Annotated in this window: 14 protein-coding genes and 1 tRNA gene; 10 read left to right on the top strand and 5 right to left on the bottom strand. The window is 69.3% G+C overall.

Features of this window, described 5'->3' with window-relative positions:
- Nucleotides 1-421 precede the first annotated feature (421 nt).
- Entirely contained in the window at nucleotides 422-2,407 is a 1,986-nt protein-coding gene (locus IEW34_RS20805) for a transglycosylase domain-containing protein (RefSeq protein WP_244642109.1), read from the top strand.
- 56 nt (nucleotides 2,408-2,463) lie between these two features.
- Here IEW34_RS20805 and IEW34_RS20800 read toward each other — a convergent pair whose 3' ends face one another.
- Nucleotides 2,464-3,207 carry a M48 family metallopeptidase gene (locus IEW34_RS20800; protein WP_188611132.1) on the bottom strand — a complete coding sequence of 248 codons (744 nt, stop codon included), beginning with the start codon at nucleotides 3,205-3,207 and terminating at the stop codon, nucleotides 2,464-2,466.
- Between the two features lie 255 nt (nucleotides 3,208-3,462).
- On the opposite strand from IEW34_RS20800, the gene IEW34_RS20795 reads away from it, so the two are divergent.
- Entirely contained in the window at nucleotides 3,463-4,809 is a 1,347-nt protein-coding gene (locus IEW34_RS20795) for an ActS/PrrB/RegB family redox-sensitive histidine kinase (RefSeq protein ID WP_188611131.1), read from the top strand.
- Between the two features lie 194 nt (nucleotides 4,810-5,003).
- On the top strand, nucleotides 5,004-5,564 hold the full coding sequence (locus IEW34_RS20790; protein WP_188611130.1) for an ActR/PrrA/RegA family redox response regulator transcription factor: 561 nt from the start codon (nucleotides 5,004-5,006) through the stop codon (nucleotides 5,562-5,564).
- A 72-nt stretch (nucleotides 5,565-5,636) separates the two neighbouring features.
- Here IEW34_RS20790 and IEW34_RS20785 read toward each other — a convergent pair whose 3' ends face one another.
- Complete coding sequence (locus IEW34_RS20785; protein WP_188611129.1) at nucleotides 5,637-6,122, bottom strand: MmcB family DNA repair protein; 486 nt, start codon at nucleotides 6,120-6,122, stop codon at nucleotides 5,637-5,639.
- 171 nt (nucleotides 6,123-6,293) lie between these two features.
- On the bottom strand, nucleotides 6,294-7,961 hold the full coding sequence (locus tag IEW34_RS20780) for a GMC family oxidoreductase (protein WP_188611128.1): 1,668 nt from the start codon (nucleotides 7,959-7,961) through the stop codon (nucleotides 6,294-6,296).
- 280 nt (nucleotides 7,962-8,241) lie between these two features.
- Here IEW34_RS20780 and IEW34_RS20775 point away from each other — a divergent pair, with 280 nt between their 5' ends.
- The 6 genes from IEW34_RS20775 to IEW34_RS20750 all read left to right on the top strand — a co-directional run bounded on the left by IEW34_RS20775 (nucleotide 8,242) and on the right by IEW34_RS20750 (nucleotide 14,740).
- Entirely contained in the window at nucleotides 8,242-10,716 is a 2,475-nt protein-coding gene (locus tag IEW34_RS20775) for an ABC transporter transmembrane domain-containing protein (RefSeq protein WP_188611127.1), read from the top strand.
- A 65-nt stretch (nucleotides 10,717-10,781) separates the two neighbouring features.
- Nucleotides 10,782-11,678, top strand: a complete 897-nt coding sequence (locus IEW34_RS20770; protein ID WP_188611172.1) for an MBL fold metallo-hydrolase — start codon at nucleotides 10,782-10,784, stop codon at nucleotides 11,676-11,678.
- A gap of 189 nt (nucleotides 11,679-11,867) precedes the next feature.
- Nucleotides 11,868-12,872: an MraY family glycosyltransferase gene (locus IEW34_RS20765; RefSeq protein ID WP_188611126.1), complete on the top strand. Its 1,005-nt coding sequence runs from the start codon at nucleotides 11,868-11,870 to the stop codon at nucleotides 12,870-12,872.
- A 97-nt stretch (nucleotides 12,873-12,969) separates the two neighbouring features.
- Nucleotides 12,970-14,109: a polyamine ABC transporter substrate-binding protein gene (locus IEW34_RS20760; protein WP_188611125.1), complete on the top strand. Its 1,140-nt coding sequence runs from the start codon at nucleotides 12,970-12,972 to the stop codon at nucleotides 14,107-14,109.
- Nucleotides 14,110-14,199: 90 nt separating this feature from the next.
- Nucleotides 14,200-14,571 carry a TIGR02300 family protein gene (locus IEW34_RS20755; protein ID WP_188611124.1) on the top strand — a complete coding sequence of 124 codons (372 nt, stop codon included), beginning with the start codon at nucleotides 14,200-14,202 and terminating at the stop codon, nucleotides 14,569-14,571.
- A gap of 93 nt (nucleotides 14,572-14,664) precedes the next feature.
- Nucleotides 14,665-14,740: transfer RNA gene (locus tag IEW34_RS20750), tRNA-Ala, on the top strand.
- Between the two features lie 227 nt (nucleotides 14,741-14,967).
- On the opposite strand, the gene IEW34_RS20745 is transcribed toward IEW34_RS20750, so the two are convergent.
- A complete protein-coding gene (locus tag IEW34_RS20745; protein ID WP_188611123.1) occupies nucleotides 14,968-15,252 on the bottom strand; it encodes a GlsB/YeaQ/YmgE family stress response membrane protein in 285 nt (94 codons plus the stop codon).
- A gap of 244 nt (nucleotides 15,253-15,496) precedes the next feature.
- On the opposite strand from IEW34_RS20745, the gene IEW34_RS20740 reads away from it, so the two are divergent.
- Complete coding sequence (locus IEW34_RS20740; RefSeq protein WP_188611122.1) at nucleotides 15,497-17,125, top strand: NAD-dependent malic enzyme; 1,629 nt, start codon at nucleotides 15,497-15,499, stop codon at nucleotides 17,123-17,125.
- A gap of 9 nt (nucleotides 17,126-17,134) precedes the next feature.
- On the opposite strand, the gene IEW34_RS20735 is transcribed toward IEW34_RS20740, so the two are convergent.
- Entirely contained in the window at nucleotides 17,135-18,574 is a 1,440-nt protein-coding gene (locus IEW34_RS20735) for an amidohydrolase family protein (protein ID WP_188611121.1), read from the bottom strand.
- Nucleotides 18,575-18,641 lie beyond the last annotated feature (67 nt).

Below are 18,641 nucleotides of genomic sequence, written 5' to 3'. Positions count from 1 at the left end.
CAGCTGCATGCCCCGATACGGCCCGGGCCTTAACGGCCCCTTAAACCGCCACAATTAGCGTCTGTGACCGAGCCGTGGAGTGCGCGGCGCGCTCCCATGCAACAGGAACCATGGGAGACTGATGGCGCGCTCCAACGGCCCGTTCGACCGACGCGAACCCAGCCTCGACGAAGAGGTGACGCGTCCATCCGGGCGACACGTCGGCGGCGATCTTCGCCTGTCCGCAGCGGATCGGCCAGCCCCGACGGGCCGGCCAGGCCGACCGGCGGGGGCGAAGCCGGAGGGCACGCCGGGGCGACGCGAGTCGCGCCTCGACAGCCCTGCGGCCACAGCCGACGGTTTCGACCGCGAGGCCGGGCCGTATGCGGATGACATCAACGCCGACCCCCGCCATGTACGGGGCGGCGCTGCGGAGGCGGGATTGGCGAGCAGAAGGGCCAGGACATCCGGCACGCGCCGCCCGGAGCGCACGCGGCGCAGACGCTCGTTCGTCGGCCACGTCATCCGCTTTGCGTTCCTGCTGGGCCTGTGGGCGGTGATCGGCGTGGCCGGCATCGTCGCCTACCAGTTCGCCAAGCTGCCGCCGATCGACCAGCTTGCCGTGCCCAAGCGGGCGCCCAATATCGCCATCGTCGCCGCCGATGGCAGCCTGATCGCCAACAAGGGCGACACGGGCGGTCGTGCCATCGACATCAAGGAACTGCCGCCCTACCTGCCCAAGGCCTTCGTCGCGATCGAGGACCGGCGCTTCTACGACCATATGGGCATCGACCCGGCCGGCATCGTGCGCGCGCTGCTGCGCAACGTCAGCGCCGGCGGCGTCTCGCAGGGCGGCTCGACGCTGACCCAGCAGCTCGCCAAGAACCTGTTCCTGACCCAGGACCGGACCATGTCCCGCAAGATCCAGGAGGCCATCCTGTCGATCTGGCTGGAGCAGAAGTTCAGCAAGGACCAGATCCTCGAGCTCTACCTGAACCGGGTCTATTTCGGCTCCTCCGCCTACGGCATCGAGGCCGCGGCGCACCGCTATTTCGGCAAGCCCGCCAAGGACGTCACCCTGGCCGAGGCGGCCATGCTGGCGGGCCTGGTGCAGGCCCCCTCGCGGCTGGCACCGAACCGCAACCCGGAAGCGGCCCAGGCGCGCGCCGGGCTGGTGATCACCGCCATGGTCCAGGCCGGCTTCATCACCGACCAGAAGGCCAAGGCGGCGATGATGACGCCGGCGATGCCGGTGAAGCACGCCGGGCCCGGCTCGGCCAACTACGCCGCGGACTACGTGATGGACGTGCTGGACGACTTCGTCGGCGCCGTCGAGCAGGACATCGTGGTGCGCACCACCATCGATCCGGCCCTACAGACGACGGCAGAGCGCGCGCTCGTCGAGGAACTGGGGCAGAAGGGCGGAAAGTTCGGCGTGACCCAGGGCGCGGTGGTGACGCTGGCGGCCGATGGGGCGCTCAAGGCGCTGGTCGGCGGCCGCAACTATGCCGACAGCCAGTTCAACCGCGCCACCGTCGCCAGGCGCCAACCCGGATCGTCGTTCAAGCCCTTCGTCTACCTGGCCGCGGTGGAGCACGGGCTCACTCCCGACACGGTGCGCGAGGACGGGCCGGTCAACATCCGCGGCTGGACGCCGGAGAACTACTCGCGGCGCTATTCCGGACCGATGACGCTGTCGACGGCGCTCGCCCATTCCATCAACACCGTCGCCGTGAAGCTCGGCGTCGAGGTGGGCGCCAAGAGCGTCGTGCGCACGGCGCAGCGCCTGGGCATCACCTCGCCGATGCAGAACAACGCTTCGATCGCGCTCGGCACCGCGGAGGTGACGCCGATCGAGATGGTCGCCGCCTATACGGCCTTCGCCAATGGCGGCATCGGCGTCATTCCCTACGTCATCACCTCGGTGAAGCAGACGGACGGCAAGACGCTCTATACGCGCGTGCCGACCAGCCTCGGCCCGGTGATCGATCCCAAGGCCGTCGGCATGATGAACGCCATGCTGCGGGAGGTTATCACCGGCGGCACCGGCAAGAGCGCCAGCCTGCCCGGCTGGGACACCGCCGGCAAGACAGGCACGTCCCAGGATTTCCGCGACGCCTGGTTCATCGGCTACACCAGCCAGGTGGTGACCGGCGTGTGGCTCGGCAACGACGACAACTCGCCGACCAGGCACGCGTCGGGCGGCTCCCTGCCGGTCGACGTCTGGAACCGGGTGATGAAGGTCGCCACGCGCAACCTCAAGCCCACGCCGCTGCCGGGAATTCCCTACATCCGGGCGCCGGCCGTGGCCTGGAGCGATGCGCCACGGGCTGCCCAGGCGCAACCCGAGCAGCGCAACGACGGCACGGGCGTTGCCCGGCCGCCCGCCCGCGAAAAGAACTTCTTCGAGAAGTTGTTCGGCGGTTGAGGGCGGCGCCTTCCCGACCAGACGGCATCGTCCGATCGGCAAGCGCGATCGCGCGCTCAGCCGTAGCGGTGCAGCTCCGCGCCGTGGGCCTTCAGCCACGCCTCGGCCTCCTCGGTGCGCGGGCAGAGGCTCATCAGCAGGCGCCAGAACCGGACCGAGTGGTTCATTTCCTTGAGGTGCGCCACCTCGTGCGCGGCCAGATAGTCGAGCACGTAAGGCGGCGCCATGATGAGCCGCCAGGAGAAGCTCAGCCGTCCGGCGGCCGAGCACGAGCCCCAGCGCGACTTGGTATCCCGGATGGTGATGCGGCGGGCCGGAATGCCCAGCAGGGCGGTGTATTTGGCCACGGACCCATCCAGGTCGCGCGTGGCCTGCTGCTTGAGAAAGTCCGCCACGCGCCGCGGCACGTGCTCCGACTCGCCCGATACGGCGATGACCGGCGCGCCGATCTCGTCGCGCGTCGCCAGCACGGCGGCGCCGAGCTCGGCCCGCCGCACGATGCGGTGCGGGATCCCCCGCAGCGGCATCCGCACGCCCGGGCGGAACGCGATCCGCCGAGGCACACGCTGGACCCGCTGGGCGATCCACGCGCCATGCGCCTCGACGAAGCGGATGGCGGCCCGGAAGTCGCTCGGCTGCGGGACGGTGAGCGCGATCTCGCCGGTGGCCTGGGAGACGCGCAGGGTGAACCGGCGCGCCGCCGGACGCCGGCGCACCGCCACCTCGAACTGATCGCCGCCATAGGCAATCGTTATCCGGTCCGGGTCGGGCGCCGTGCGCCGGAAAAGGCTGATCCGCATGGGTTTGTGATGTTCTCCCCCCACCAGCTAGATTTGTCACGCCTGGGCCAGCGCGTCTAACCCTGAATGGCCAGCAGAATTGGGGCTGCGGCAGAGAGTCGCGGGTTCGCTATCGATCCTTTCCGCGGTCAACGGCGTTGATTCCTCCCCTGGTCGTGAGCTGCGCCGGCGCATGCTGCGTGCGCCACGCGGCAAGGGGCCGCTTCCCCCGCGGATTTCGTTGAAATCGCAAGCTGATAGATGCTCTATAGGGCGATGAGGGATTTGTTCGCCCCGACGCTCGATGCGCGCCCGGGCCGCCTGCGGCTCGATACATTGGTGCGGCTGCGCTGGCTCGCCGTCATCGGTCAAAGCGTCGCGGTCGCCGGAGTCCATTTCGGGCTCGGCTTCTCCCTGCCGTTCGGGCCGTGCTTCATCGTCATCGCCATCTCGGCGCTGCTGAACATCACGCTGCGCATCAGCTACCCGATGAGCCATCGGCTGAGCAACAGCGCCGCCTGGATGCTGCTGGCCTACGACGTGCTGCAATTGGCCGGCCTGCTGTTTCTCACCGGGGGCCTTCAGAATCCATTCTCGCTCCTGTTCCTGGCGCCGGTGCTGATTTCGGCGACATCGCTGCCGCCGCGCCACACCACGGCACTCGGCGCCATCACCGTCGCGCTCGCCAGCGCGCTCGCCTTCGTCCACCTGCCGCTGCCGTGGTCCCCGGACGAGGTGCTCCGGCTGCCCCAGCTCTATGTCGTCGGCATCTGGGCGGCGATCTCGCTCGGCATCGGCTTCACCGCGGTCTATGCGTGGCGCGTCTCGGAGGAATCGCGGCTGCTAGCCGAGGCGCTGTCGGCGACGGAGCTGGTCCTGGCCCGTGAGCAGCACCTCTCCCAACTCGATGGCCTGGCGGCGGCGGCCGCCCACGAGCTCGGCACGCCGTTGGCGACCATCGCCCTGGTGGTCAAGGAACTGGAGCGCGAGGCCCCCAAGCAAGGGGGGTTTGCCGAGGACATCGAGCTGCTGCGCGAGCAGGTCGAACGCTGCCGCGGCATCCTCTCCAAGCTCACCTCGCTCGGCTCCGACGGCGACGTGAGCGTGCTGGAGCGCCTCACGTTGAGCCACCTCGTGGAAGAGGTGGCCGGCCCGCATCGCAACTTCGGCGTCGCCATCACCGTGACACACGATGGCGCGGGACCGGAGCCGGTCTGCCGGCGCAACCCGGGAGTGATCTACGGCCTGGGCAATATCGTCGACAACGCGGTCGATTTCGCCGCCGAGAATGTCACCATCGAGGAGCGCTGGAGCGACCAGACGGTCGAGATCGTGGTGCGCGATGACGGGCCCGGCTTCCCGCCCGAGGTCATGCTGCGCATCGGCGAGCCCTACATCACCACGCGCGGCGCCGGGCAGAGCCACGCGGACGAACCCGCGCGGGGCCTCGGCCTCGGCCTGTTCATCGCCAAGAGCCTGATCGAGCGGACCGGCGCCAATCTCACCCTCGCCAACGCGGCGCCCCCGGGGCGGGGCGCGGTCATCACCATCCGCTGGCCACGCCGGGCCTTCGAGCGCGATGTGGAGGCCGAGCCACGCGAAGCCATGGCCCCTGCTGCATAAGGTCTCAGTTCGCCCTTGATTCAGGCGGCATCACGACGCACATGTGACACAGCAATCACACACGGCGGCAACGACTTGGCGCGGCGGCCCGCGCCAGCCGCCCATGAAAGCCGCACAGCGTGGCAAAGGGTCGGGCAGGCCCGTCGCATCAATCGAGCGGCGGGCACGCCGCGCGGGACCGCAGAGAAATGCCGATGGACACAGCCCAAGCCCCCAGTGCCGAGCCTCTGGGCGAACGCAGCCTCCTCATCGTCGATGACGATCGCCCCTTCCTGACGCGGCTTGCCCGCGCCATGGAGAGCCGCGGCTACACGGTGCGGACCGCCGAATCAGTGGCCGACGGCGTTTCCGCCATCGAATCTGACCCGCCGGCCTTTGCCGTGATCGACATGCGGCTGGGCGATGGCAACGGGCTGGAGGTGATCACCAAGCTCAAGGAGCGCCGGCCCGACTCCCGCGGCGTGATCCTCACCGGTTACGGCAACATCGCCACCGCCGTCACCGCCGTGAAACTTGGCGCCTTCGACTATCTGGCCAAGCCGGCCGATGCCGACGAGGTGCACGCGGCGCTGATGGCGCTGTCGAACGGCCGCGCCGCACCGCCCGACAATCCCATGTCGGCGGACCGGGTCCGCTGGGAGCACATCCAGCGGGTCTACGAGCTGTGCGGCCGCAACGTGTCGGAGACCGCGCGCCGCCTCAACATGCACCGGCGCACGCTGCAGCGCATCCTCGCCAAGCGCGCCCCGCGCTGAGGACGTATCCCGACCGGTGGGAAGGGTCCCGTTTGACGGGGTCGCACCCGTCCGGTCCGAAGGACCTCTCCGTCAATCCATGAAGCCTGCCGCCCCTTCGGGGTCGGCCAGGGTGTGCAGGCGCCCCGCGGCGGCGCGCGCGAAGCGCAGGGTCATGGCCTTGCGCCGGGCCGGTGCAAGGGCGCGCGGCGCGCCGTCGCGCACCAGCGCCGCCCCATAGGCGTCGGCGATCAGCAGGCCGGCGTGCTCCGGGATGATCTCGGCTGGGAACTCCGGCGCGACCGCGAACAGGAAGCCGTCGCAGAAGTCGCCGTAGTCGCGCCATTTGCCGTCAGAACGGTAGTCGGCGAGGCTCGACTTGATCTCCACGATGACGATGCGCCCATCCGGCATCAGCGCCGCGACGTCGGCGCGCCGGAACGAGGCCAGCGTCAACTCGGTGAGCGAGACCGCTCCCAGGCCGGCGAAATAGCGGCGCACGCCTCGCTGAATGGCGAGGGCGGCCTGCGACTGCCGGCCATCGGCCGGCATTGTCAGCGGGACGGCTCTGACCGCCATGCACTGCTCCTGCTCGCGGTTCTGCATCGACATGTGCTCGCCCATAGGAGGACATGCTCGAACGCCTCGAATCCGGGGCGCGGGCTGCCGTCGGACTCGAGCCGCCGACGCGCCGCGCGGCGGAGCAAGCATCGCCGGCAGGCGGGAACATTTCAAGTACGGAACAGCGCCTCAGCGCCTTGCAGCGTCGGCGAGGATCATCTCCGCGCCCTTCTCCGCCATCATCATGGTCGGCGAATTGGTATTGCCCGAAGTGATTGCCGGCATGGCCGAGGCATCCACGACCCGCAGGCGATCGATACCGCGCACGCGCAGGCGCCCGTCGAGCACGGCGGCGGGATCGGTGTCGGTGCCCATCTTCGCCGTCCCCACCGGATGGAAGATGGTGGTGCCGATGGCCGCCGCCGCTGCAGCCAATTCCTCATCGCTCTGGAAGCCGGCACCGGGCTTGTACTCCTCCGGCCGGAAACGGGCCATCGCGGGGGCGGCGGTGATCCGCCGGGTGAGCCTGATCGAATCGGCCGCGACCCGCCGATCCTCCTCGGTCGACAGGTAGTTCGGATCGATGACCGGCGGCTCGGCCGCCTCGGCCGAACGCGCGTGAACGCTGCCGCGGCTCGTCGGCCGCAGGTTGGCGACGCTCGCCGTGATGGCGGCGAAGCTGTGCAGCGCCTCGCCGAAGGCGTCGAGCGACAGCGGCTGCACGTGGAACTGGATGTTGGCGGTCGCATAGTCCGGCGACGAACGCGTGAAGATGCCGAGCTGCGACGGCGCCATGGTGAGCGGGCCATTGCGCAGCAGCGCATACTGGAGCGCCATCTGCGCCCGCCGATGCAGCTTGCCGTAGTCCACGTTGAGGGTGCGCACCCCGGCGACCCGATAGGTCGGCCGCAGCTGGAGGTGATCCTGCAGGTTCTCGCCCACGCCCGGCGAATGGTGCCGGACCTCGACGCCGAGGCCGGCGAGCCGCTCGGCCTGGCCGATGCCGGACAGCTCGAGCAGTTGCGGTGAGCCGACGGCGCCGGCCGCCAGCACCACCTCGCCGTCCGCCTGGGCAATGAAGCGCTCACCGCCGCGCGAAAAGACGACGCCGGTGGCGCGCCCGCCGTCGATGACGACGCGCTCCACCATCACCTGGGTCTCCAGCCGCAGGTTGGGCCGCTTCAGCGCGGGCACGAGGAAGCCGCGCGCCGCACTCCAGCGGCGCCCGCGCTTCTGGTTCACCTGGAAGTAGGATGAGCCCTCGTTGTCACCGCGGTTGAAGTCATCGACCTTCGGGATCCCGACCTGCGCCGCCGCCTCACGGAAGGCATCCAGCACGTCCCAGCGCACGCGCGGGTGCTCGACCCGCCATTCACCGCCGGCGTGCTGGAACTCGTTGGCCGGCGCCGCGTGGTCCTGCATCCGCAGGAAATAGGGCAGCACGTCGGTCCAGCCCCAGCCGAGAAGGCCGAGCTGACGCCAGCCGTCGTAGTCGGCCGCCTGGCCGCGCATGTAGATCATGGCGTTGATCGCCGACGAGCCGCCGATCACCTTGCCGCGCGGATAGGCGAGAATGCGCCCGCCCAGGCCCGCCTGGGCCTCCGTCTTGAACATCCAGTCCGAGCGGGGATTGCCGATGGCGAACAGGTAGCCCACCGGAATATGGAACCAGATCCAGTTATCGCGGCCGCCAGCCTCCAGCACGAGCACACGGCGGCGGGGATCCGCCGACAGGCGGTTGGCCAGCACGCAGCCGGCCGAGCCGGCGCCGACAACGATGTAGTCGAAGCGACCGAACTCCGTGAGCCGGCCGTGCCGGTCGCCGTCGGCCTGCCGCCGCGAGGGTTGCTGCGCCATGACATCTCCTCCGCGCGCTTTTGAGCGCAGCTGCGGCGTCGACGCAAGCCACGGCTGTTTGCCGTTTGAAGTTCCGCAGCGCCGATGCCATGAAGAAGCGCGACCGCCAGCACCTGGATTGATTTCGTCCGGGATCGTCGCGATCTAAGGCCCGAACGAGGGCTCGCCACCCACACGCCCGGTCGGCCCCCTTCAATCCCTATCCTGTCCCCGGCCGATGGAACGCAATCCTCTTCGCTTTGTCTGGCAGCACAGTCGGCTGATCCATCTCGGTGTGGCGTTGGCGCTGCTCCTCGTGGTGCCGCTCAACTGGCTGCTGCTCGACATTCCGCGCCTTCTCGTCGACGACGCCGTCCTCGGGCACGCCTTCGTCGGCCGCACCACGGCCCCCTTCCTGCCGCTGACGATCGATCTGCCCTATCCATGGCTCGAGGAGCCGCTGCCGCTGTTCGAGGGCCTGATGGTCGACCGCCGCGGCTATTTCCTGGCCAGCTGCGTCCTCATCGCCGGTCTGATTCTGGGGCGGGCCCTGATCTTCGGCCTGGTGTCGGCGGCGCGAAACATCCTTTCGCGGCGAATGGCGCGGGAACTGCGGATTGGGCTGTTCCGCCGCCTGCTCGTGGCACGAGCGGCGGCGCGCGACGACGCGGCCGTCGCCTCCAACCTGTCCGGCGCCGGCACAGCGGCCATCGCCTCGTTCCTGGGCGACGCGATCATCGTTCCGGCGATGGCGCTGAGCCTTGTCGCCATCATCGTCATCTACGCCGCGAGCCTGGGCCTGTGGTTCGGCGGCCTCATGCTCGCGATCGCCCTCGCCCACGCCGCCATGGCGGCGTGGGTCGCCACGACCCAGGAGGCGCGGGTGCGGGCGCGGATCGCGCGCGAGCGGGCGATTGCTCAAGCCACGCTCGAGGCGAGCGGGCGGGCGTTGGCGGTGCGCATCCACGGCACGGCCGACACCGAGGAGGGAGCGTTCGCCGCCACGCTGCGCCGCCTCGACGAGGCTTGGCGCCGCGTCACCCAGCGGGTCACCATCGCGCTGCAAGCGCGCGATGGCCTGCGCGAGCTCGCGCCACTCCTGATGACCGGCTTCGCGAGCTACGGCATCATCTCCGGCAAGCTGTCGGTCGGGGGTCTCATCGCGCTGCTGTTCGCGGTGATCCAGCTGCCACGCTCGATGGCGGCGCTCGTCACCTGGCGGCGCGAGCGCGACGAAGCGCGCGCCGTCTTCCAGGACATCGCCCGTACCAACGGCGCGCTGCTCGCCCGCGAGCGGCGCGACTCGACCCCTACGGAGCTGACGACGGCGAGCGGCCCCCTGGTCGCCACCGACGTCGCCGCCTACGACCCGCAGAGCGGCGTGCGGGTCGCCGGCATCACCACCTCGATCGAGCTGCCGGCGCATATCGCGCTGGTCGGCGACTCGGGCTCGGGCGCGGACGTCTTCGCCCGGCTCATCGGCGGCGGCGTCGAGCCGTCCGCCGGTACGCTGACGCTGGCCGGCACCGATCTCGGCCGCCTGACCGGCAAGGCGCGCGCGAAGCACATCGCCTATGCCGGCGGCGCCCCGGTGATCTTGCCGGCCAGCCTGCGTGACAACCTGCTCTACGGGGCTCTAAAAGGCCCGATCGCCGACCGCACCCTGATCGAGGCCATCACCGTGGCCGGCATCGACGACGAGGTCTACGCCCTGGGGCTCGCCGGCAACATCGACGGCAACGCCGACCAGGCCATCACGGCGACGGTGCTCAGCGCCCGGCGCAGCGTGCGCGAGGCGCTGGCCGGGGCCAACAGCGCCGACCTGGTCGATCCGTTCGACCCCAGCGTCTACAACACGCACGCGACGGTGGCCGAGAACCTGATGTTCGGCATGCCGGTGGGCGACACGTTCCGGGAGGCAAATCTGGCACGCCATCCCTTCGTCCGCGCCGTGCTGGAGGCGGAGGACCTGACCGGCGCGCTGGAGGAGCAGGGGCTCGCCATCGCCCGCAGCATGGTCGAGATCTTCCAGGGCGTGCCGGATGGCCACCCCCTCTTCGAGCGCTTCTCCTTCTTCAGCGCCAGCGAGCGCGGGGCCTACGAGGACCTGCTGGCCCGGCACACGCGCGCCGAGCGGCAGCGCGGCACGACCGCCGCCCGCGACCGTGAGCTGCTCATCGCGCTCGCCTTCCGCTATGTCGAGACGCGCCACCGCCTGGGGCTGCTGGATCCCAGACTGCAGGACCGCATCGTGAGGGCCCGCGCGACGTTCCGCTCCCTGCTACCACCGAGTCTCGGCCCCGCGGTCGAGTTCTACAATCCGGCGATGATCTGCTCGGCCGCCTCGCTTGCCGACAACCTGCTCTTCGGGCGGGTGGCCCATGACGTGGCTGGCGCCGAGGACAAGGTGCAGGGCATCGTGCGCCGGGTGCTGGCCGACGGAGGCCTCGACCACCTCGTCTTCCAGGTTGGGCTCTCCGCCCAGCTTTCAGAGCGGGAGCCACGGGGCTTGGTCGGCAATGCCGCGGGCCTGGATCTGGCGCGCTGCCTCATTCGCGAGCCGGACATCCTGGTTGCCAGCCAGATCGTCGCTGGCCTGGGCACGGCGGAAACGCAAGCCCTGGTGGAACGACTCAAGCGCACCATGACCGGCCGCAGCCTGGTCCTGCAGCTGCCCGACTCAGGACGGGCCGAGGGCTTCGATGCGGTGCTTCGCTTCGAGCGCGGAACCCTTGCAGCGCCCGAAGATCGGAGCGATGTTGGGGAAACAGTGTAACAATTTTGCGATCAATGTGCGCTGGCGCACATCGATTCCCAGGCAGCCGGGCCTACATTTTGGAGATGTACGTGTCAGGCAACAATCGGGCCGATACCTTGGAAGTTCGCTTCTGGGGGGTACGTGGGTCCCACCCCGTGTGCGGCTCAAGCTATGCGACGTTCGGCGGCAACACGCCCTGCGTCGAGTTCACGCTGGGCGAGCGGCGCTTCGTTGTGGATGCGGGTAGCGGCATGGGCCCGCTCGGCCTCAAGCTGCTCGAAGATCCCCCCGAGCGCGTGGACCTGTTGCTGAGCCATCTGCACCATGATCACATCAGCGCGCTGCCGTTCTTCAAACCCGTGATGCGACACACGTGCGTGGTACGCACGTATTGTGGCAATCTTGGGGGCGCGAGCGCCGAGGCCCCCCTCAGCCGCATGTTCGCGCCGCCGCTGTTCCCGGTCCGGCTCGACCAACTGCCCGGCCGCTATGAGCACCACGGCTTTCACGCGGGCGAAACCCTGCACTTCGAGGACGGCCACTCCGTCCGCACTTGCCTGCTGAAGCACCCCTCCGGTGCCACCGGCTATCGGTTCGACTGGGGCGGCCATTCCGTCTGTTACGTGAGCGACATCGAGCACGACGACGATGGCCCGCCGCCGGAGTTGCTGGCATTCGTCGATGGCGCCGACCTCGTCATCTACGACGCGATGTTCTCCGCCGAGGAATATTGCAATTGCATCGGCTGGGGCCACTCGACCTGGCAGGAGGGGGTGAAGCTTTGCCGCCTCGGCAATGCCAAGGCGATGGCCATGTTCCACCTTCACCCACTCCGCGACGATCAGCAGTTGCTCGCCATCGAGCAGGAGCTGGCCCAGGCCCTTCCTGGCTCGTTCGTGGCGCGCGAGGGGCAGCTCATCCGCTTCGGCGGCAGGCAGCGCCGCGCCGACCTGACCGCCCGCGTGTCCCAGTCGGTGTAAGGCCCCATCCGGCTTGGACCGCTGCCGAGGCGGGTCCGACGGCCGCACCCGAACTTGGGCTGGGCTTGACCCGGCCGCGCATCCACTCAAGAACACGTCAGCCCCGACCAACGCCCTGCAGCTGATGTGCGTATCCGATAGCCTCAGGGGCAAGCGCCCCCCCCGCCAGCCCCAGGCGAGCGGCCAGCCGTGAATGTCGGGGCGGCCGCCGCCGCGATCCTCATCGCCGCCATCACCTGTCTCGTCCTGGTCCGCCTGCTGCGGCCGCTGCTGGTGCGCTACGCGCTGGCACGGCCCAACGCGCGCTCGGGCCACCGCGTGCCGACACCGCAAGGGGGCGGCATCGCCGTCCTCGCCGCCGTCATCGCCGGCACCGCGGGCCCCCTGCTGGCAGGAGCCCTGCCCGGCGCCGGCGGACCGTTGCTGGTGCTGGCGGTGGCGGCAACGGGCATCGCTCTGCTGGGCGCCGTCGATGACATTCGTCCCCTGCCCGTCATCCCCCGCCTCGCCGGACAGGCCATCGCGGTCGTCCTCGCGCTCACCGCCGGCGGGGCAGAGTTGCGGCTGCTGCCCGAGGTGCCGCTCGCCGTCGAGCGCGGTCTGGAGCTGTTCGCCGGCCTCTGGTTCGTCAACCTCACCAACTTCATGGACGGTCTCGACCTGATGACCGCCGCCGAGACGGTGCCGCTGGCGGCCGCACTGGCCGGGCTCGCTTTGGCAGGCTGGCTGCCGCCCGCCGCCGGCGTCGTTGCCGGCGCCCTGCTCGGCGCCCTGCTCGGCTTCGTGCCCCACAATTGGCCCGTGGCCCGGCTGTTCCTCGGCGACGTCGGCTCCCTCGCCATCGGCCTCGTGCTGGCCTGGCTGCTCTACCGGCTGGCCGCGGCAGGCGCCATCACCGCTGCCGTGCTGTTGCCCATGTATTACTGCCTCGACGCGTCCATCACGCTGCTGCGGCGGCTGCGGCGCGGCGAGCGCATCTGGCAGGCGCACCGCGACCACTTCTACCAGCAGGCGGCGGACCGCGGCATGCCGGGGCTGACCATCGTCGGCTGGGTCGTCGCCCTCAACCTCGTCCTCGTCGCACTGGCGGTCCTGAGCTTGATCTACGATGGTGTCGCTGCGCAGATCGCTCTCGTCCTTGCCGGCGCCGTGCTCGCGGGCCTGGTCCTCGCCCGCTTCGCCGGCCGCGTCTGACCATTTTCCGATCCGGCGCGCCGTGGGCTCTCGCACGCTGCCGTAGGCGCCGGCCAATAGCTGCGATAAGAGGGCGCAAACGATAGAGGAGGTCACGATGGGGTCGAGCCGCCCGCCAGTCCGCCGAGCCGCAGGCCTCGGACGACGCTCCGCCGTCATCGGCCTCGCCCTGCTCGGATGGCTCGGCCTCGCAGCGACGCCGCGCGCCGCCGACCGCGTCGTCAACGTCTACAACTGGTCCGACTATATCGACCCCAAGATGCTCGACGCCTTCACCAAAGAGACGGGCATCAAGGTCGTCTACGACACCTACGACACCAACGAGATCGTCGAAAGCAAGCTGCTGGCCGGCCGCTCCGGCTACGACATCGTCGTCCCCTCGGGGCCGTTCCTGCAGCGCCTGATCAGGGCCGGGGTCTTCCAAAAGCTCGACAAGGCCAAGCTGCCCAATCTGACGAATCTCTGGCCCGAGGTGACCCAGCGCCTCCAGGCCTACGATCCCGGCAACCTCTATGCGGTCGACTACATGTGGGGCACGACCGGTATCGGGCTCGCCACGGCCAAGGTGCGCGCCGTCCTGGGGGCCGCCACGCCGCTCAACAGCTGGGACCTCATGTTCAAGCCCGAATACGCCGACAAGCTCAAGGCGTGCGGCCTCTACATGCTCGATGCCCCGGAGGACGTTCTGCCCAACGCCTTGCGCTACCTCGGCCTGGATCCCAACTCCAAGGCCCAGGCCGACCTGCAGCGGGCGGCTGATTTGCTCATGAAGGTGCGCGGCGACGTGCGCAAGTTCCACTCCTCCGAATACATCAACGCGCTCGCCAACGGCGACATCTGCGCGGCGGTCGGCTATTCCGGCGACGTCCTCCAGGCGCGCAAGCGCGCCAAGGAGGCGGACAACGGCGTCGAGATCAGCTACCTCGTCCCCAAGGAAGGGGCGCTGATGTGGTTCGACAGCTTCGCCATCCCGGCCGATGCCCCCAACGCGGAGGCGGCGCACGCGTTCATCAACTTCATGTTGAAGCCCGAGGTGGCCGCGGCCAACACCAACTTCGTCTCGTTCGCCAGTGGCAACCTCGCCGCCAAGGCCTTCGTCGCGCCGGCGATCCTGAATGATCCGGGCATCTATCCGGACGAAGCGACGATGACTCGCCTGTTCACCAACACGGCCTATGACGATAAGACCCAGCGGCTGGCGACCCGGCTATGGACCCGCGTGCGGACAGGGCATTGACGGCCGCGCGATTCGCCGGCAAAGCCGTGTTGACAGGGCCAGGCCGCTTGACTAACGGGAGCCCTCACATTTTCCAAGAGAGATTGCTCTGTGGCTAACCCGGAACTTGGGACGAAGCGCGTCTGTCCGACGACGGGCCGCAAGTTCTACGACCTGAACAAAGATCCCATCGTCTCGCCCTACACCGGCGAAGCGTTTCCACGTACCGTCTTCGAACCGCAGGCCAAGGCGGGCCGGCCCGCCGCCGTCGAGCCCGACGATACGGCGCCCGACACTGCCGGGGCGGAGGTCGTTTCGCTCGATGACGTCGAGGCGGCCGAGGAAAAGGCTGAGGACGCGGACGATGAGGCCGACATCAATGCCGGCGAAGCCGACGACACCTTCCTGGAGGAAGAGGTCGAGGGTGACGACGACGTGAGCGACCTCATCGACGGCGACATTGAGGACGACGAGGAAATCTGAGAAAAAGTTGAAATCAGCGCTTGAGTCCGCGGAAGCAGGTGACTATACCACCGCTTCCTCGGCGGCGGTCGCCCCATCGACCGCCCACGACGTGGGGCCATAGCTCAGTTGGGAGAGCGCTTGAATGGCATTCAAGAGGTCGGCGGTTCGATTCCGCCTGGCTCCACCAAATCACCGCGCCGGGCTCTGACCCATTCCCGCCGAGCGGGAAGAAGCGTTGCTTCCTCAGCAATTGAACGATAGCTGCGCTCCGCCTGCGCGGGAACGCGGTACATGAGTCTGCCGCCGATCGGGGAGTGAAACCACGCGATCGGCGAACCGCTCTCGGCGACGGCCACGCATGCCCGCCCCCGAGCCCAGACTTACCCTCGGCGAAAGGCAGCCGCCTCCCCCCCGTCAGTTCGGACGTTCGCGACGCCAGAACCACAGCGCGGCGAGCACGATCAGTGAGCCGATGAGGGCAGCGACCACGTCGCGCAGCGAGATCGAAACCCTGTCGAGTCCCTGGAACAGCCCCAGGAGCCGGAACAGGAGGCCACCGATGAACGCGCCCACCAGGCCCAATCCCAGGTTGCGGAGCATGCCGAAGCCTCTGCGCTCGCGCGTCGTCACCAGGCCGGCGAGGCTGCCGCCGATCAGGCCGACAATGATCCAGACGATGATTTGGCTGAATGCGGGCATCCCCCGACCTCCGCTTGCTCCCGCGCATGACTTTGGCGACCGGATGAGCCGGTCCGATCGCGAGCGCTCCGACGCGATCCTGCCACCGCGAAGTTAAAGCATTGGCGGCGCTGCCGGATAGTCGAATCGATCGCCTGAGGGGGCCATCGGATCGGTGAGCGGGGCCTCCGCCCCGTCGGCGAACGCCTCTTGCGGTCCGGCAAAAATCCTGTCCAATCCCGCTTGGCCGACAGGGAGCGATGCCATGAGCGAGCAGGTGACGAGCACGGGCTACGGGGTGCTGCGCGATCCGCACGTCAACAGGGGCTCCGCCTTCACCGAGCCCGAGCGTCGCGCTCGTCGCCTCGAGGGACTGTTGCCGCCGGGAATGAGCACGCTGGAGCTTCAGATCGCACGCGTGCATGCAGAGCTCGCCGCGCTCGACAACGACCTGCAAAAATATCTGCTGCTGTCGGACCTGCGGGGCCGCAACGAAACGCTGTTCTTCGCAGTGGTGATGGCCGATCCCGCCACCTTCATGCCGCTGGTCTACACCCCGACCGTGGGCGAGGCTTGCCAGAAGTTCGACCATATCTTCCGCGGCGCGCGCGGCATGTATCTGCCGATCACCGCCCGCGGACGGATCAAGGAACTTCTCGGCAACTGGCCCCAGCGCGACGTACGCTTCATCGTTGTCACCGACGGCGAGCGCATCCTGGGGCTGGGCGACCAGGGGGTCGGCGGCATGGGCATTCCCCTCGGCAAGCTGGCCCTCTACACCGCCTGCGCCGGCGTTCCCCCGCAATGCTGCCTTCCCATCACGCTGGACGTCGGTACCAACAACCACGACCTGCAAGAAGACCCGCTATACCTCGGCCTGCGGCAGGAGCGGGTGCGCGGCGCCGACTATCTCGCCTTCATCGACGAGTTCGTCGCGGCGGTCGAGGCGCTCTACCCCAAGTGCTGCATCCAATGGGAGGATTTCGCCAACATCAACGCCGTGCCGATCCTGGAGCGCTTCCGCGACAGGATCTGCACCTATAACGACGACATCCAGGGCACGGCGGCGGTGGCGCTGGCGGGCATCTTCGGCGCGCTGCGCCTCTCCGGCGGCAAGCTGACGGACCAGCGCTTCCTGTTCCTGGGCGGCGGCTCCGCCGCAACGGGCATCGCCGAGCTGATCAGCGAGGCCATGGCGCTCGAAGGCCTGCCGCTCGATCAGGCCCGGGCCCGCAGCCAGCTGTTCGACATCAACGGCCTGATGGTCACCTCGCGCCCCGATCTGGCCGACTTCCAGAAGCCGTTCGCCATCGACCATGCGCCGCTCTCGAACTTCGCCGACGCGGTGAAGGCCTTGCGCCCCACCGCCATTATCGGCGTCAGCACGGTGCCCAAGCTGTTCAATCAGCAGGTGATCGAGGCCATGGCGGCGATCAACGAACGGCCGATCATCTTCCCCTACTCCAACCCGACCTCGCGCTCGGAATGCACGGCGGAGGAGGCCTATCGCTGGTCGGACGGCCGCGCCATTTTCGCCAGCGGCAGCCCCTTCCCGCCGGTCGAACTGGCCGGCAGGACCTTCGTGCCGGGGCAGGGCAACAACGTCTACATCTTTCCCGCCATGGGCATGGCGGTCTACGCCACCGAAGCCACGCGTGTCACCGAGGACATGTTCATCGTCGCCGCCAAGGCCGTCGCCGAGCAGGTGACCGACGATAACCTGGCGACCGGCCTGATCTATCCACCGCAAAGCGCCATCTTCGAGGCCTCGCTGCACGTCGCCGAGCGCATCGCCACGTGCATCTTCGACAAGGGGCTGGCCCGTGTGCCGCGGCCGGACGACATCGCCGCCCACATCCGCGCGGCCGCCTACCGGCCCGTCTATCCCGGATAGGCCGCGCTCTTACGCGCAGCCGCAATAGCTGCGGAACCACTCCGTGAGCGCGGCGTCGAACGGGCGCCAGTGCCGCTCGAGCGCAGCATAGCGGGGCAAGGCGGCGCGAAACCGCGCACGCAGCTCGGCTTCTGCCGCGGCCAAGTCGATGCCGGTCGGCCGGCCGTCGCGGACGATGGTGCGGCCGTCGACCACGACGTCGCGCACGCAGGATGTGTTGCCCCGGGCGAACATGAGGTCGAGCGGATCGACGGGCATGATCGCGTCGCGATCGAGCCGGTCGAGATCGAGGACCGCGAAATCGGCGGGCGCGCCCGGCACGAGCCGTCCGTCCCCGGGCGCGCCGACGGCCCGCCGTCCGTCGCGCAGCGCCAGCGCCAGGAACTCCGCCGGGCTCCACGTCCGCCCGAATCCGACGCCGTCGTGCACGAGCTGGACCAAGCGCATCTCGCGGATGGCATCGTCGTCCTCATCGAGGGCGACGCCGTCGATGCCGACGGCGATGCGGCAGCCGCGCCGGTGGGCCTCGGCAATGGGTGCCAGGCCGGACCGCAGGTGCAGGTTGGAGCTGAAGTTGGTGACGATGGTAGCGCCGGCCGCGGCGATGAGATCGAGTTCGTCGGGCCGCGCATGGGTGCAATGGGCCAACGTCAGCCGCTCGGACAGGAGGCCGATGTCCCTGAGATAGGCGACGATTCCGCCGGGAAACGTGCGGTCGGCCCAGGCGCGCTGGTAGACGGTCTCGAGCAGATGCATGTGCACGCGCCGGCCGGTGCGGGCCGAATGGGCGGCGATGGCCTCCAGCATGGGCGGCGAGCACCATTGCACGCCGGCCGGCCCGAACTGCACGTCGACCGTCGGGCCGGCGATCGCCGCGGCGATGGCGTCGACCAGCTCGACATAGGCGCGGGGCGCCATCGCGGGGCGCACGAACAGCTCTTCGACGGCGCGGCGCCCCTCGGCGGGCAGTTGCGCCAGCACCGCCGCTCCATCACCGTAGACCAGCGGATTCCGGTCGCGCACGGCGAGCGCGAAGGCGAGGCGTATGCCGACGTCCCCCGCCGCCCGGGCAATGGCGCGGGCCTCGTCCACCAGCGCCATGGTGCCGCTCGGCCGCGTGTAGTGGATCATCATTGCGCCGCAGCCCGCGCGGGCGGCACGGGCAAGCGGCACCGCCGTGGCCAGATAGGGCTCCGGCGGCGCGCCGAAGGCGGAGCGGGCGATCCAGGTCTCCAGCGGCATGCCACCGGCGCCGAAGGAGGCCATGGCCGGGCGGCCGTGATCGTGGGCGTTGACCAGCGCCGGGACAACGAAGCGGCGCGGGCCGGCGACCGGCTGGCCGGCCTCCAGGCCGGTGATGCGGCCGGCCGCGTGTTCGAGCGCGACATCGGCGAGGACGCCGCGCTCGGCATCTGCGAACAGATGGCTGGCCGCGACCCGGGTCGTCATGATTTCGCGGTGTCGTGCCGACGGCGCCGGTCCTTGGTCGGCGCCGCGAGAGTTCCCCTCGGGCGCC

Source organism: Chelatococcus reniformis, from assembly GCF_014640075.1.
Taxonomy (GTDB): Bacteria; Pseudomonadota; Alphaproteobacteria; order Rhizobiales; family Beijerinckiaceae; genus Camelimonas; species Camelimonas reniformis.
This window is presented reverse-complemented; position numbering and strand designations above follow the sequence as displayed.